The organism is Pseudomonas sp. MIL9 (genome assembly GCF_016887925.1).
In the GTDB taxonomy this organism is placed as follows: Bacteria; Pseudomonadota; Gammaproteobacteria; order Pseudomonadales; family Pseudomonadaceae; genus Aquipseudomonas; species Aquipseudomonas mohnii.
This window is the reverse complement of the sequence record NZ_JAFEHE010000007.1, coordinates 68,807-83,664: the sequence shown is the minus strand read 5'-3', so window position 1 is coordinate 83,664 and position 14,858 is coordinate 68,807. Positions and strand designations below refer to the sequence as shown.

General features: G+C 60.1%; 17 protein-coding genes and 2 pseudogenes. 9 read left to right on the top strand and 10 right to left on the bottom strand.

Translation table 11 applies throughout. The features are described 5' to 3' along the window. Nucleotides 1–2 precede the first annotated feature (2 nt). Nucleotides 3–1,817 carry an ABC transporter ATP-binding protein gene (locus tag JQF37_RS09725; protein WP_130207876.1) on the bottom strand — a complete coding sequence of 605 codons (1,815 nt, stop codon included), beginning with the start codon at nucleotides 1,815–1,817 and terminating at the stop codon, nucleotides 3–5. Then, nucleotides 1,814–2,854 carry an AraC family transcriptional regulator gene (locus JQF37_RS09720; protein WP_130207874.1) on the bottom strand — a complete coding sequence of 347 codons (1,041 nt, stop codon included), beginning with the start codon at nucleotides 2,852–2,854 and terminating at the stop codon, nucleotides 1,814–1,816. Before JQF37_RS09720 ends, JQF37_RS09725 begins: the two co-directional genes overlap by 4 nt. Before the next feature lie 167 nt (nucleotides 2,855–3,021). On the opposite strand from JQF37_RS09720, the gene JQF37_RS09715 reads away from it, so the two are divergent. The 5 genes from JQF37_RS09715 to JQF37_RS09695 all read left to right on the top strand — a co-directional run bounded on the left by JQF37_RS09715 (nucleotide 3,022) and on the right by JQF37_RS09695 (nucleotide 5,992). Beyond that, entirely contained in the window at nucleotides 3,022–3,873 is an 852-nt protein-coding gene (locus JQF37_RS09715) for a 3-hydroxybutyryl-CoA dehydrogenase (protein WP_130207872.1), read from the top strand. Next, nucleotides 3,860–4,519 (top strand): TetR/AcrR family transcriptional regulator, encoded by a 660-nt coding sequence (locus JQF37_RS09710; RefSeq protein ID WP_130207870.1) that lies wholly within the window; start codon nucleotides 3,860–3,862, stop codon nucleotides 4,517–4,519. Before JQF37_RS09715 ends, JQF37_RS09710 begins: the two co-directional genes overlap by 14 nt. A gap of 91 nt (nucleotides 4,520–4,610) precedes the next feature. Further along, the gene (locus JQF37_RS09705) at nucleotides 4,611–5,024 is read left to right on the top strand and encodes a VOC family protein (protein WP_130207868.1); all 414 of its coding nucleotides are present in this window, start codon (nucleotides 4,611–4,613) and stop codon (nucleotides 5,022–5,024) included. Between the two features lie 135 nt (nucleotides 5,025–5,159). Next, complete coding sequence (locus tag JQF37_RS09700) at nucleotides 5,160–5,588, top strand: hypothetical protein (RefSeq protein ID WP_130207866.1); 429 nt, start codon at nucleotides 5,160–5,162, stop codon at nucleotides 5,586–5,588. A gap of 197 nt (nucleotides 5,589–5,785) precedes the next feature. After that, nucleotides 5,786–5,992 (top strand): hypothetical protein, encoded by a 207-nt coding sequence (locus tag JQF37_RS09695; protein ID WP_047530768.1) that lies wholly within the window; start codon nucleotides 5,786–5,788, stop codon nucleotides 5,990–5,992. A 168-nt stretch (nucleotides 5,993–6,160) separates the two neighbouring features. Here JQF37_RS09695 and JQF37_RS09690 read toward each other — a convergent pair whose 3' ends face one another. Next, a complete protein-coding gene (locus JQF37_RS09690) occupies nucleotides 6,161–7,087 on the bottom strand; it encodes a Gfo/Idh/MocA family oxidoreductase (protein ID WP_103405550.1) in 927 nt (308 codons plus the stop codon). Nucleotides 7,088–7,272: 185 nt separating this feature from the next. Then, the gene (locus tag JQF37_RS09685; protein ID WP_130207864.1) at nucleotides 7,273–7,728 is read right to left on the bottom strand and encodes a cupin domain-containing protein; all 456 of its coding nucleotides are present in this window, start codon (nucleotides 7,726–7,728) and stop codon (nucleotides 7,273–7,275) included. A 395-nt stretch (nucleotides 7,729–8,123) separates the two neighbouring features. On the opposite strand from JQF37_RS09685, the gene cynS reads away from it, so the two are divergent. The 3 genes from cynS (at nucleotide 8,124) to JQF37_RS09670 (ending at nucleotide 9,648) form a co-directional block, all read left to right on the top strand. Next, nucleotides 8,124–8,591, top strand: coding sequence for a cyanase (cynS, locus tag JQF37_RS09680; protein WP_130207862.1), 468 nt, complete (start codon nucleotides 8,124–8,126; stop codon nucleotides 8,589–8,591). Nucleotides 8,592–8,695: 104 nt separating this feature from the next. Next, nucleotides 8,696–8,944: a DUF2790 domain-containing protein gene (locus tag JQF37_RS09675; RefSeq protein WP_130207860.1), complete on the top strand. Its 249-nt coding sequence runs from the start codon at nucleotides 8,696–8,698 to the stop codon at nucleotides 8,942–8,944. Between the two features lie 41 nt (nucleotides 8,945–8,985). Next, nucleotides 8,986–9,648, top strand: a complete 663-nt coding sequence (locus tag JQF37_RS09670) for a carbonic anhydrase (protein WP_130207858.1) — start codon at nucleotides 8,986–8,988, stop codon at nucleotides 9,646–9,648. A 177-nt stretch (nucleotides 9,649–9,825) separates the two neighbouring features. On the opposite strand, the gene cynR is transcribed toward JQF37_RS09670, so the two are convergent. Next, entirely contained in the window at nucleotides 9,826–10,710 is an 885-nt protein-coding gene (cynR, locus tag JQF37_RS09665) for a transcriptional regulator CynR (RefSeq protein WP_130207854.1), read from the bottom strand. A 292-nt stretch (nucleotides 10,711–11,002) separates the two neighbouring features. Between cynR and JQF37_RS09660 the strand changes: the two are divergent. Beyond that, nucleotides 11,003–11,311, top strand: a pseudogene (locus JQF37_RS09660) (hypothetical protein); the annotation flags it as partial. Here JQF37_RS09660 and arsJ read toward each other — a convergent pair. From arsJ to JQF37_RS31335, 5 genes and pseudogenes are all read right to left on the bottom strand, one after another. After that, nucleotides 11,215–12,435, bottom strand: coding sequence for an organoarsenical effux MFS transporter ArsJ (gene arsJ / locus JQF37_RS09655; RefSeq protein ID WP_130207852.1), 1,221 nt, complete (start codon nucleotides 12,433–12,435; stop codon nucleotides 11,215–11,217). The pseudogene JQF37_RS09660 and the gene arsJ sit on opposite strands and share 97 nt — an antisense overlap. 9 nt (nucleotides 12,436–12,444) lie before the next feature. Next, complete coding sequence (locus JQF37_RS09650; RefSeq protein ID WP_130207851.1) at nucleotides 12,445–13,449, bottom strand: ArsJ-associated glyceraldehyde-3-phosphate dehydrogenase; 1,005 nt, start codon at nucleotides 13,447–13,449, stop codon at nucleotides 12,445–12,447. Nucleotides 13,450–13,472: 23 nt separating this feature from the next. Further along, nucleotides 13,473–13,985, bottom strand: coding sequence for a tyrosine-protein phosphatase (locus JQF37_RS09645; RefSeq protein ID WP_130207849.1), 513 nt, complete (start codon nucleotides 13,983–13,985; stop codon nucleotides 13,473–13,475). Between the two features lie 12 nt (nucleotides 13,986–13,997). Continuing rightward, on the bottom strand, nucleotides 13,998–14,714 hold the full coding sequence (gene arsH, locus JQF37_RS09640; protein ID WP_130207847.1) for an arsenical resistance protein ArsH: 717 nt from the start codon (nucleotides 14,712–14,714) through the stop codon (nucleotides 13,998–14,000). Continuing rightward, nucleotides 14,707–14,841 (bottom strand): annotated as a pseudogene (locus tag JQF37_RS31335) (arsenical-resistance protein); the annotation flags it as partial. The pseudogene JQF37_RS31335 and the gene arsH, both read right to left, overlap by 8 nt. Nucleotides 14,842–14,858 lie beyond the last annotated feature (17 nt).

The window sequence follows — 14,858 nt, the reverse complement described above, 5'->3', positions numbered from 1 at the left end:
GGTTACCGATAACCCCGCGCCTGCAGATCGAACAACTGCGCATAGCGCCCGCCCTGGGCCAGCAGATGCTCATGATCGCCGCGCTCGAGCACCTTCCCCTGATCGAGGACGATGATGTGATCGGCGTTGCGCACGCTGGAAAAACGGTGGGATATCAGCAAGGTCATGCGGTCCTGGGTGTGCTGGCTGAAATGCTCGAACACCGCGGCTTCCGCCGCCGGATCGAGCGCCGAGGTCGGTTCGTCCAGAATCAGGATATCGGCATCGCGACGCATGTACGCGCGGGACAACGCGATCTTCTGCCACTGCCCGCCCGACAGCTCCTGGCCACCGGCAAACCAGCGCCCCAGTTGCGTGGCATAGCCGCGATCCAGACGCTCGATAAAGGGCGCGGCCATGCCCTCGGCAGCGGCCTCCTGCCAGCGCTGTTGATCGTCGAACGCCAGGGTATCGCCCACGCCGATGTTCTCGCCGACGGAGAACTGGTAGCGAATGTAATCCTGGAAAATCACGCCGATACGCCGACGCAATGCGTCTTCCTCCCAGGTCTGCAGGTCGCTGCCATCAAGCAGGATGCGCCCCTGATCGGGCCGGTATAAGCGGGTTAACAGTTTAATCAGGGTGGTTTTGCCCGAACCGTTCTCCCCCACCAGCGCCAGGCTGTGGCCGGGGACAAGGTGCAGATCGATGCCTTCCAGCGCCGCACGACTGGCGCCCGGGTAACGAAAACCGACGTTCTCGAAACGCAAGCCATCGCCGGGCACCGCACCGACGGTGAGGTGGCCCGTGTCGACCACCACGGGTTCGGCCAGGTATTCGTAGAGGCTCGAGAGGTAGAGGCCATCTTCGTACAGACCGCTGATGGCGCTCAGGCTGCTGCTCACCGCCGTCTGCCCTTGTTTGAACAACACCAGGTACATGGTCATCTGTCCGAGGCTGATGCTGCCGTGCACGGCATCGACCACCACCCAGGCATACGCCAGGTAAAACGCCCCGGTGCCCAGCAAGCCGAGAACGAATCCCCAGCCATCGCGGCGCAGGGTCAGGCGCCGGTCTTCGGCGTAGAGACGGGCAAACGTATCGCGATAGCGCTGCAACAACAGCGGCGCGAAACCGAACAGCTTGACCTCCTTGATGTAGCCCTCGTGGGAGAGCAGCGTCTCGATGTAGGTCTGTTGCCGGCTCTCTGGCGCACGGCGGGTAAACAGGCGAAAGGCGTCTCCGGAAAAATGCGCCTCGGCAAAGAACACCGGCAACGCACCGACCACCAACAGCACCAGCGCCCACGGCGAAAAATGCACCAGCAACACGCCAAAACTGATCAATACGATCAGGTTCTGGATCAGCCCCAGCGACTTCATCACCAGGGCCAACGGTCGGGTCGAGGCTTCGCGGCGTACCCGTACCAGCTTGTCGTAGAACTCGGAATTCTCGAACTGCACCAGCGACAATGTCTGGGCCTTTTCCAGAATCATCGTGTTGACCTTCTGCCCCAACTGCACGCGCAGCAGCGACTGCTGGACCGACAGCGCGCGCTGGGTGGCGGACAATAATGCCAACACACCCGCCTCCATCAGCACATAACGCACCACCGGCCACAACGGCGCACTGCCCTGTTGCGCATGCAACTGCATGGCGAATACCACGGCGTCGACGATGCGCTGCCCCAACCAGGCCGCGAGCGCTGGAAGAACGCCGGCAATCAGCGTCGCCAGCACCAGACCGAGAAACAACCCGCGCGAGGTGCCCCAGACCAGCAGCAAGGCACGTCGGGCCTGGTCGAGCAGTGAGGTGAAGCGAATCAGTAAGGCGCTCACGCCTCGGATTCCACTGAAGTGCCGGCCCGCTCCCCCTGATACCGCGCCCGATAGCGTCCCGGGCTCTCCCCCGTCCACTTCTTGAACGCGCGGTGGAACGCACTCGGTTCCTGAAAACCCAGCTGTTCGGCGATGTCGCTGATGCTTGCCCGACTTTCACGCAATTGCTCGAACGCCACGGCACGCCGTACTTCGTCTTTGATCTCTTGATAGGAACACCCTTCACGCTCGAGTTTTCGGCGGAAGGTGCTGGGGCTCAAATGCTGTTCAAGGGCGAAGGCCTGCAGGGTCGGCCAATCACTGTAATGGCTGCTGCGCAAACGCTGATGCACCTGGGACGCCAGGCCATGCTGGTTGCGGAAGCGGATCACCAGCCATTGCGGCGCGGTGCGCAGGAACACTTTGAGCGAAGCCAGGTCCTGAACCACCGGCAGACGCAGATAGTGACTGGCGAACTCTATTTCGGTGCGCTCGGCGCCAAAGGTCAGATTCGGCCCCCAGAGCAGTCGGTCATCGCTCAGCGGCAGACGCTTGTGGCGAAAGTCGGCACGGTCGATCGGGATGCGCCGGCCGCCGAGCCAGCACAGCAGACTGATCATCAGCACCAGGTACGTTTCTTCGCCGAAGCGGCTGGCGTCTTCGGTGGCCGAATGGCTGTCAAGGCTGATGACCGCGCGTTTGCCGCGCACAGTCAGGGTGCCTCGAAAGTCGCGCAGGAACAGGCCGAAATTGACCAGGCACTGACGCATGGCCTTGTGCAGGTCGGGTTCCTGAATCAATGCCCGGCAAATCAGGGCGAAAGCGCCCGGTGGCATGCCATGGGAGTCGAGCCCGAAAAACTCGTCGTTCAAATCGCGGATCTGGATCAGCCACAAAGCCGCAAACGCATTGGCCGGCACCCGCGCCATGGGCTGCCGGATCACCGCCGGATCGATGCCGGCCTGCTCAAGCACGGCCCGCACACGCTGCGGGTCGTCCCCTATCCCGTGGAGCATTGCCTGTACGAAGTAGGCGGCCACTGAGTCCTTTTCCCGCATGTGAACGCTTCACTCCCCATCACCCGAAATGGCAAAAAACATCAGTGCCGTTGAACAGTTTCGGCATAGGACAACCGCCCTGCCAGCTCTAGACTCCGGGTCAATAGTACGCCTTCGGCCATCACGGCGGCCAAGGTATCGCAAGGTTTGACTCGAAGGACGGCAAGATGAATCTGCAAAACATTGGCGTGATCGGCGCCGGCACCATGGGTAACGGTATTGCGCAAGTCTGCGCCCTGGCCGGTTTCAACGTGACCTTGATCGATATCTCCGAGAGCGCGCTGCAAAAAGCCCTCGCCACTGTCGGCAAAAATCTCGATCGGCAGGTCGCCAAGGAAACCCTGACGCCGGAGCAAAAACTCGCCGCCCTCGACAAGATCCGCACCAGCACCGATTACGCCAGCCTGAAAGACGCGCAACTGGTGATCGAAGCGGCGACCGAAAACCTCGATCTGAAACTGCGAGTGCTGCAACAGATCGCAGCCCAGGTCAGCGCCGACTGTGCGATCGCCTCCAACACCTCGTCGCTGTCGATCACCCAACTCGCCGCCAGCGTCAGCCAGCCTGAGCGTTTCATCGGCCTGCACTTCTTCAATCCGGTGCCTGTGATGGGCCTGATCGAAGTCATTCGCGGCCTGCAGACCAGCGACACCACCCATGCCCTGGCACTGGAAATGGCGACCAGACTCGGCAAAACCGCGATCACCGCCGGCAATCGTCCGGGTTTTGTGGTGAACCGGATTCTGGTGCCAATGATCAACGAAGCCATCCTGGTGTTGCAGGAAGGCCTGGCCAGCGCCGAGGACATCGACGCCGGCATGCGCCTGGGCTGCAACCAGCCGATCGGCCCGCTGGCTCTGGCGGACCTGATCGGCCTGGACACCCTGCTGGCGATCATGGAAGCCTTCTACGACGGCTTCAACGACAGCAAATACCGTCCGGCGCCGCTGCTCAAGGAAATGGTCGCCGCCGGTTATCTGGGACGCAAAACGGGGCGCGGCTTCCATGCCTATGCCTGAGCGTTGCTCGCGTTTCGCCGAATACCGGGACAAGGTGCTGGAGCTCTTTGCCAGCAAAGGTTTCGGTCAGGTCGGCATGCGTGAGCTCGCCACGTGCCTGGGGCTTTCCCCAGGCTCGCTGTATCACCATTACCCGAGCAAACAGCACTTGCTGCTCGATCTGATCGAGGAGTTCTACGAAGAGCTGTTGGCCACCCTCGGGCGTATCGAGAAAAAAGCCCCGGCCAGGCGTGATCGCCTCAACAATCTGATCCGCGCGCACTTGAACCTGCATCGCGACATGCCATGGCATTTTCGTCTGGCAGAGCGCGACGGCGGCTGCCTGAATGAAGAGCAACAGGTGCGGGTTCAGCATCTGCGCGAGCAATACGAGCGCAAGTTGCTGCTGATGCTCGGCGCGCGCTCGCGGTTCAGTGAGGCGGGCCAGTTGGCGGCCGGGCACGCCATTGCCGCGCTGCTCAACAGTGCACCCACCTGGTTGACTTCGCACACACTCGATGAACGCGAGCACGACGAGCTTCTGGAAAGCATGGTGAGCGGCGCCATCGAACGCCTGCTGGCGCCACGCCGCACGAGCGAGGCAATTAGCCTGGCCTCGTCTATCGAGAAAACATCTAAAAAAACCCAGGCTCCCGCCACGATTTAGCGCTTTGCTTGCCGGGTCAATGCCATCGGAATTTTGCCGTCAAACGCAACGTCCGATCCGATGTGCACCTTCAATGACCGGGAGCCGAACCATGAAAATCAATCCCTACCTCATCTTCAATGGCGACTGTAACGCCGCCTTCACGTTCTACGCCCAAAGCCTGCCGGGCCAGATCGAAGCCATGCTGACTTTCGGTGAAACCCCTGCCGGCGAACACGTGCCCAAAGACCTGCACAACCTGATCATCCATACCCGCCTGGCAGTGGGCGATCAGGCGATCATGGGGTCAGACACCACACCCGACCGCCCTGTCGACGCCATGAGCGGTTGCTCGATTTCCCTGAACGTCGACAGCATCGCCGAGGCCGAGCGGGTCTTCGCCGCACTGTCGGAGGGCGGCAGCGTGCAAATGCCCCTGGATGCCACGTTTTGGGCGGTACGTTTTGGCATGCTGGTGGACCGTTTTGGCGTGTCATGGATGATCAATTGCGAAAAGGATCAGTGAGCACGCCCTGCTGATCGCGATGCTCAAGGCGTGAAAAAGCCCGACCGGCAGAGGTTGGGCTGGCTGGCAACTCTCGGGCCGTCTGCTACCGTCAAATAGTCACTCGCATAGCAGCGACCTTTCGGAGGATCCCCTATGCCAGCTCCTGACCTGACAGGGTCCACCCGACTCAAACTGGCGCTTCTGGCTGGCGGGCTCATCGCCTCCCTGATGACGCTCGGCGGGTGCGCAACCGTCGACGCCCGAACGACCGCTTATGTCGGCGTCGAGCATCCTGCGCCAACACTGCCCAGTGAAGTGGTCGTACTGCGTACCGAGCCGCTGCGCCCGCATGTTCGATTGGGTGAAATATTGATTGACGCCAGCGTCGATCCCGCGCCGCCCATCACTCAGGTAGAAGAAAAACTGCGGGACGAAGCGGCCAAGCTCGGGGGCGATGCGGTGGTGGTGGTCTATGACCATATTCAAGCGGTGGGGGCTTATGTCAACGGGCCACTATGGGCTCGCGATGTACAGACCATTGAGGGGCGCAAGCTTAAAGGGATCGTCATCAAGTACCGATAGTGTGGTCCTGCGCCGAATGGCCAAGACAACCTTTCGTCGTAAATGAAAACGGAACGACACCTGGGCCTCTTGTCTGGCTTAGGGTTTGCACAGGCCCGACGTAGCACCCCAGAACGACATAATTCTGACGCGGCTGCGCCTCAATTCAACGCTTAAGGACGCCAGCGATACGCTTGGTCAGTCACCGGAGATGTAACGTGTCAACTCTCAATGAAATCGCAGCGAACCACGCGAGAATGGCCAAGGCAAAGGAAGAAGAGTCGACCGGACTGAGTGAGCGACAGCTCCATGTGGTGGGCAGTATCGAAATCCAGTCCGTGGATGCGCAGCAGCATGTGCCACTGCACCTGATCGCTGGCACGCAGGACAATAACCTTGGACAGGCGATCAGCTACTCACTCTGACTGCGGTGAACGTTGCGCATGCCCGACAGTGTTCACACCGGGGCATGCGACGATGCCAGACATTCAGGGCGAGGAAACCAGCCCATCACCCAGCAACGGACAGACCTGCCTTGCCCGAGGCAAACGCCAGTCGCAAACCGTCTTTATCGCGGTAACGGCTGGCGGCCGCTAGTCAAAGAACGGCTCGACCTCCGTCCGGCTGCCGACAAAGAAGCTGTCGGCCACCAGTCGCAACGGCTGGAGGTCCAGGTCACTGGCCTTGTCGGCAATCAACTGCTGAAAATGTCGATACACCGCCGCGTACTCGCCCTCCTCCGATACCGCCTGGCGCACGCCATCAATACTCAAGCGCGCTCCCCCGTTGTCCAGTCGCAGGATACCTTCGGAGCAACGAATCTCGATGCTCCAGAGTTCGTCATGTCCGTGGTCGAAATCGAACTCCGCACGAACATCGAGGTGGCGCGCGTCAGACATTTTGATGGAAGCGGCGATGGGCGACTGGCAGTTTGCGGGGACTCGCAGTTCGGCTGACTCAACGAACAGCGGCAGCGGCAGCAGATGGGTGGCAATCGACAAGGCGTTGATGCCCGGATCGAAGACGCCCAGGCCGCCGGGTTGCCAGATCCATGCCTGGCCGGGGTGCCACTTGCGAACGTCTTCCTTCCAGTCAATCTGCACGCTTTGCAGGGTGCGGGTGGCCAGCCAGTCACGGGCGGCTTCGATGCCGGGCGCATAGCGTGAATGCCAGGCGAACAATCCGCTGACCCCTTGCTCCCCGGCCTGATCCACCAATGCCATCGCTTCGCCCAACGTGGCGCACGGCGGTTTTTCCACCAGCACGTGTTTGCCAGCGGCCAGCGCCTGTCGGACCAGGGCGAATCGTCCCTGGGGTGGCGTGCAAAACGCTATCGCATCGACATGCGGGCCGCGTTCGAGCAACTCGCTCAGGGACTGAAAATTCTCTACCCCGGCGCAGGGCCGCCCTTGCGTGGCGACCGACACTAACTGGAACGCCGGGTTGGCGTTGATGGCTGGAACGTGTTGATCCTGGGCAATCTTGCCGTAGCCCACCAAACCGAGACGGATCGGTTGCATCAATGACTCCTGATTTTTTGTATTTATGGGTTGGCCGGGATTGAACCACTGTTTGTCTCGACTGGGTAATTTTCGGCGGCCTTGAAGGCCAGCTTTTTCTTCCTGACGCTCATTTCGCCAGCGCTCAAATTGGCCCGTGACGGTTGCCTGGAGGTCGTGCCCGCCAGGCAATCGGCGCAGGCGGCTTATTTTTGCAAAACAACCAGCGGAGTGTCCTTCCTGACGATGTAGGTCGCCAGTTCCGAGCCGGCGGTCGTGCCGATGTTCGTCGCGGTGTGGGCGGTTCCTTCCGGAATGTACAGCGAGTCACCGGCCTTGAGCGTCACCGCTGGCTGCCCCTCGAGCTGATACTGAAAAGTGCCACTGATGACGTAAGCCACTTCCACACCGGGGTGCGAGTGCCTGGGGGCGGCGACCCCCGGCTCGAAGTCAACGCGGACCTGGATCACTTCGCGGTCGGAAACGCCCAGATCGCGTTTCACCAGATCCGTGCGATGGAGGCCTGTCTGCCAGCTTTTCGCCGCAGACGTCTCGTGAGCCGCTTCAGCCTGGGCCATCCCCGCGAACGCACACAGGGATATGGCGGCGGCCAGGGCGGCAGCAAACCTGCCGAGTGTCTTATGGGTGTTGAAACGAGGCATTGAATTTCTCCGGTCAGTGCACGGTAAACGCCGAGTCGGGTTTCGCTCATGCAGTGAGTCCATTTCGAGTCAACGGTGTATCTCCCACATGTCCGACTGACCGGTTTTTGTATGCCGAGGTAGCGGGCGGCACTGGAGATACACAGCGATACAAACCCTCTGGGCGCGTGCGTTTTCCGGCTTTTCCCCGCGATCCACACATTCACGCATTCGCCTCGCCGGCCTGCGCTTCCTCACCGGTGCGGGGCCAACAGCAGCGCGCACTCCGACCGGCATCTATAGGCAGGACCTATGCAAAGAATTGCATATCGGTCTTGGACGCTATCGAACAAACGGCAGAAGATTGCTTCACACCCAAGCAACACCCCACCAGCAACCCCGACAGGAGATTCACCATGCAACAGTCTCACGCTTACAACGACACCAGCCTCGAACTGACCGCCAGAATCCTGGACGCCAAGGCTCGCAAAAACCTGTCCTTCGAGGACATGGCCGAAGGCACCGGCCTTGGTCTGGCTTACGTCACCGCAGCCCTGCTCGGTCAGCACCCGCTGCCAGAAGCAGCTGCCAAAGTCATCGGCGAAAAACTGGACCTGGACGCCGATTCGGTAGCCCGCCTGCAAATCATCCCGCTGCGCGGCAGCCTGTCGGGTGTGCCGACCGACCCGACCATCTACCGCTTCTACGAGATGATCCAGATCTACGGCACCACGTTGAAAGCCCTGGTTCACGAACAGTTCGGCGACGGCATCATCAGCGCAATCAACTTCAAACTGGACATGAAGAAAGTCGAAGACCCGGAAGGCGGCCACCGTGCAGTGATCACCCTCGACGGCAAGTTCCTGCCACTGCGTCCTTTCTAAGGGCGCAACCCGGCCTGTCATCCGGCCCGCAGCCTTTGCGGGCCCGCTTCAAAACCGACCGAACCCGCTTCTATCAATCAGCCCATTTGAATGGAGGACGCGTCATGCAAAAAATTCTGTTTCTCGCCCTGTCCCTGACGGCCTCGCTGTCAGCCTACGCACAGGGACCGGTGGTCGCACCAGAGGCCGTTCCCTATGCCTACGGCATGCATCTGGATATCGCCAAGGTAATCAACATCACCCCGGCCGCGGATGTCTGCGGTCCGACGCCCGTACAGATGACTTACAAGGATTCCCGCGGCGATACCCGAACGCTGGAATACAACGTGATCGGGGCCGGCTGTACCAACTGATCGTCACGCCATCATCAAGCAATCAATTAAAGGTACGCATCATGAAAGCGCTCATCGAAGGTTTTTTGAAGTTTCAAAAGGAAGCGTTTCCACAACGGACGGACCTGTTCAAACACCTGGCCACCACGCAACACCCAGGCACGTTGTTCATCACATGTTCCGACAGCCGCGTGGTACCGGAGCTGCTGACCCAGCAAGAGCCCGGTGAGCTGTTCGTGATTCGTAACGCCGGCAACATTGTGCCGTCCTACAGCCCGCACCCGGGTGGCGTGTCGGCCACTGTCGAATACGCCGTGGCCGTGCTGGGCGTGACCGATATCGTGATCTGCGGCCATTCCGATTGCGGTGCCATGACCGCCGTCGCCAAGTGCAAATGCATGGATCACCTGCCTGCCGTGGCCGGCTGGTTGCAACATTCCGAGTCGGCCAAAGTCATCAACGAGTCACGCCCTCACGCAGATGAAGCCGCCAAAGTGAGTTCGATGGTGCGTGAAAACGTCATCGCTCAACTGGCCAACATCCAGACCCACCCGAGCGTGCGCCTGGCCCAGGAAAAAGGTCGGCTGAATCTGCATGGCTGGGTCTACGACATCGGGACCGGTTCGATCGATGCCCTGGACGCCGACAACAAGACGTTCAAGTCCCTGGTCCAGCACCCGACGACCTGCGCCGTGCAGGCCCGCCCCGAAAAAGCCGTTGCCTGATCAGGCACCGACTCCGGCCCGGTGTAGGCGGCAATGTCGGCGACCGTCGGCTTGTCACCGGCCAGGAATGGACGTTGGCCCTGGCCCTATTGGGCGGCGAGGTCAATCAGGATTGCGTTGGCAGGCCGAGTTCACCCAGCGTAATGATCGCTGTCGATCTGGACGAAGTGGACGGCTCTAATCGCCCACCGTGGTTCCTGACACCAATTCCATGAAGGCGATGGATGCTGCGCTGTGGTAGTTGTTTTTGCGCCGCAGTAACGCCGCTGCGCGTCGAGGTCCGTTGTCCATCAATGCGAGCTTGCGCAGGGCGCGGTCCTGGGTAGCGATCGGTTCGGGGAGAATGGTGGCGATCGCCGTGTGCCGAATGACTTCCAGCAGTGTGTTGACCGAGTTGACCTCAATCGCCACCTTCGGCGTGATCTGCGCGCTTGCGAAGTACTCATCGATACAGACGCGAGTGACGAAGTCCGGCGTCAACAGGGCAAACTCCAGTTGAGCAACCTGCTGGGCCGTCAAAGGTGTCTTGCAGTCGTACAGCGGATGATCGCGCCCGACCATCAGCCCCAGGGTTTCGATAAACGCCGGGATCGATTCGATGTCCGCGTTTCTCACTTGGTCAAACGCGATCGCGATATCCAGCGAATCCTCCGCCAACCCGGTTTCGATATCGTCCATCGACAATTCAAAGATTTCCAGATGGATGTTGGGATAGCGGTTTTTGTAGTCGCGTACCAGTGGCCCGACGAGATACGCCATGAACGTTGGCGTCATGGCCAGGCGCAAGGTGCCCCGGGACAGGTCCTTCACATCGTGCAGTGCTCGCTTGCCAGCGGCCAACTCCACCAGCACGCGACGCGCGCAGTCGATGTAGGCCTGCCCCGCGTCGGTCGGTTTCACTGTCCGTGATGTTCGGTCGAACAGCACAACGCCAAGCGACTCTTCCAATTGCCGGATCTGTTGGGACAAGGTCGGCTGGGAAACATGCAACGCCTCGGCGGCGCGGGTAAAGCCGCCGTTATCCGCGACGGCCAGTAAATAGCGCAAATGTCGTAGCAGCATGTGAGTTCCCCTTCGATAGGTTCTGCTTATGCGCTGCATTGTATTCGCTCCTGGACGCTATCGGTCAGTCGACAGCAGCGGGCTACAACCCCAGGGGCACGGCTTGGCGGGCATCGCCTGATCGTTCATGCCAGATCGCGGCCCGGATTGTTTCACCCAGCACAATTGAGTCATGACAACCCTGCTGGTTCTCTGATTGCGCCGGGATGGCGAGACTGGACACAGAAGCAATTGCCACTTTTGACGCACACGCGCTGTGCTGTCCTTGCAGGGAAACGAAATGACTTGCCAGCCCAATATAGGGACGGTGGGATTGACCGAAGAACAGGCACTGGAAAATGGCCACAACGTGGTGATTTTCGAGAGCCGCTTCAAGCCGATGAAACTGACCCTCACGCAATCGTCCGAGCAGACGCTGATGAAGCTGGTGGTGGATGCCGATACGGATCGCGTACTGGGTGCACACATGGTGGCTACTCGTCATAGCGTCACGGACCTGACCCTTCACATCGCCTCGGCATGCCTCGGTAACCCTATGGAGATCAGTGCTGCGAGCAACACGAATGCGCTCGATATCCACAAGCACGCACCCAGCCCATAGACCTGATAAACCCAGCCGGAGAGCACCGTGCCTGCCAACCGTCCCATGGCGTTGGACATGTAGTAAAACCCCACATCCAGCGACACGCCGTCTTCCTTGGCGTATGACACGATCAGGTAGCTGTGCAGCGAAGAGTTCACCGCGAACAGCGCACCAAAGACCATCAATCCGCCGAGCAACACCCCCTGTTGCGACAGCCCGGTATCGAGCCCCAGAGCAATGGCCGCAGGCAGGCCCGCCAGCGCCAGCGCCCACAGAAACGCCGCACGACCATCGGGTACGTGCCCACGTTTCTTGCCGGTGATGTTGGGCGCGAAGGATTGCACAATGCCGTAGCCAATCACCCAGGCCGCAAGGAAGCCGCCAACCTCCCAGAAGTCCCAGCCAAACACACTGCTGAGGTAAACCGGCAAGGCCACCACAAACCAGACATCGCGGGCGCCGAACAGAAACATCCGTGCCGCTGAGAGGATATTGATCGCCCGGCTCTTGGACAGGATGTCGCGAAACTTTGGCTTGGCTTTCGCTTTTCCCAGGTCCTTCTTCAACAGGATCAGACTGCTGATCCAGATCAACGCCAGAACACCTGCCATGGCCAGCAAGGCGCCTTTGAAACCGATCAGTGCTAGCAAGGCTCCGCCCAGAAAGAAGCCGACACCCTTGAGTGCGTTCTTCGAGCCGGTGAGGATCGCCACCCATTTGTAGAGCGTGCCCTGCTGCCCATCCGGAACCAGCAGTTTGATGGAGCTTTTGGCGCTCATCTTGTTCAGGTCCTTGGCAATCCCCGACAGCGCCTGGGCACCCATTACCCAAGGGATGGTCAGCCAGGCGCCAGGCACCGTCAGCATCAGCAGCGCCGCGACCTGGAGGCCCAGCCCGATGTTCATGGTCCGGTTAAGACCCAACCGGGCACCGAGGTAGCCCCCCACCAGGTTGGTGATCACGCCAAACAGCTCGTAGAACAAAAACAGGGCCGCGATTTGAAGGGGGCTGTAGCCCAGCGCGTGAAAGTGCAGCACCACCAACATACGCAAGGCGCCGTCGGTGAGGGTGAAGGCCCAGTAGTTGCCCGTAACGAGCAGGTACTGCCGCACTTCCGGAGCGAGGGCTGACAACGCTTTCATGACCGCTCCTCAGACTGCCATTGCGACCATTCTGGCCAGTTCGACGGTGCGATTGGCATAGCCCCATTCGTTGTCGTACCAGGCATAGAGTTTGACCTGGGTGCCATTGATGACCATGGTCGACAGCGCATCGATGATCGACGAGCGCGGATCGGTACGGTAGTCGATGGACACCAGGGGGCGTTCCTCGAAGCCGAGGATGTCTTTGAGCTCGTTCTGGGAAGCGTTCTTGAGGAACTGATTGACCTCTTCGACCGTGGTGGCCCGCTCGACCTCAAAGACGCAGTCCGTCAGCGAGGCGTTGGCCAATGGTACGCGTACGGCGTGACCATTCAGGCGACCACGCAGCTCCGGGAAAATTTCCGCAATCGCGGTGGCCGATCCGGTGCTGGTCGGAATCAAACTCATCCCCGAGGCACGCGCTCGGCGCAGGTCCTTGTGCGGCTGATCGAGGATGCTCTGGGTGTTGGTCAGGTCGTGGATGGTGGTGATCGAACCGTGGCGAATGCCCAGTTTCTCGTGGATGACTTTCACCACCGGCGCCAGGCAGTTGGTCGTGCATGAAGCGGCGGTGACGATGCGATGTTCCGCCGGTTTGAATAGCTGATGGTTGACGCCCATGACAATGTTCAACGCGCCCTTCTCTTTCACTGGCGCACTGACCACCACTCGCTTCACGCCCTGGTCCAGGTAAGCCTGGAGGACCGCAACCGTCTTCATTTTGCCGCTGGCTTCGATCACCAGATCACAGCCCGACCAATCGGTGTCGGCAATCGCCTTATTGGCCGTCACCTGGATTCGTTTGCCGTCGATGACGATGCTGTCGCCCTCGGAATCAGCCTGGTAATGCCAACGACCATGTACCGAGTCGAAATTAAGCAGGTGCGCATGAGTCGCCGCGTCCCCTGCTGGATCGTTGATCTGCACGAACTCAAACTCTGACCAGCTCCAGGCGGCTCGCAGCGCGAGGCGACCGATCCGGCCGAAACCATTGATGCCAACTTTGATCGTCATGTTGTGGTGCTCCATATCTGCTGTCAGTGAGCGTTCGACCGGGTGTCGAACTGGCCGATGTATTCAATGTGGGCGGGATGCTGAATGGCACGTGGGCGCAACGACTGAACATCGCGGATGGCATCGCTGAATGGCACACCGCTCTCGATCAACAGTTGAGCGGCGACCAAGCCCGTGCGACCCGAACCGCCCTTGCAATGAATGGCGATGGTTTTCCCTTCGGTCAGCAGCTGCTGGAGTCGCCGATGGTGCTGCCCCCATGCGGCTTTAAATGCTTCGCCAGGAGCTTGATCATCCTCTACTGGCAGGTGAAACCACTCGATGCCAAGCATCTGGCACTCTTCGGGCAGCAGGTCGATCTCGTTCTGAAGCAACTCCTCGGTCGGCATCAGCGTCAGCAACGCCGAGGCCCCCGCATCTTTCAGGGTTTGCAATGCCTCGAAAGGCCTGATGCCCTTCGTGCCTGGGCACGGGGTGAAGATCAACTGGCCGTTGAATTGTGCCAGGGGCAATACGGAATATGGGTGTTGTTGCACAGTGAAAAGTCCTCAGATGGAGCGCTGATTGACACGTTTCATGAGTTCTTCCGCTGACTCTTTGCGCTCGGAATAACGATCCACCAGATAGTCCTGGCGGTCGCGAAGCAACAGCGTGAATTTCACCAACTCTTCCATCACATCCACGACGCGGTCGTAGTACGGAGAAGGCTTCATCCGGCCGTTATCGTCGAATTCCATATAGGCCTTCGGCACGGAGGATTGGTTGGGGATGGTGAACATGCGCATCCAACGCCCCAACACTCGCAGCTGATTGACCACGTTGAACGACTGCGAACCACCGCACACCTGCATGACGGCGAGGGTTTTGCCCTGGGTCGGGCGTACCGCGCCCATCGCCAGTGGCACCCAGTCGATCTGCGCCTTGAAGACCGCGCTCATGGAACCGTGACGTTCTGGAGAGCACCAGACCTGCCCCTCGGACCACAGCATCAGGTCGCGCAGTTCCTTCACACGGGGATGATCGTCGGCTGCGTCATCGGGCAGCGGCAAACCTGACGGATTGAAAATCCGCGCCTCGGCGCCGAAGTGCTCAAGCAGTCGAGCGGCCTCCTCTACCAGCAGGCGACTGAAGGAGCGCTCACGGGTCGATCCGTACAGCAGCAAAATGCGCGGCTTATGGATGGAGGTCTTTTCGATACCGAGTTTGTCTGTCGATGGGAGATCAACCAGTTCGGTATCGAGTTGGGGGATAAGGTCATCAAACATAGTCTTTGTCCTGCGCAGCGGCGCTCTTGGATTCATCGAACCAGCGGCGTTTCAACCAGAGGGCCACGCCGACCAGGGAAATCAGCACTGGCACTTCCACCAATGGGCCAATCACCGTGGCGAAGGCAGAGAAACAGGATTTTC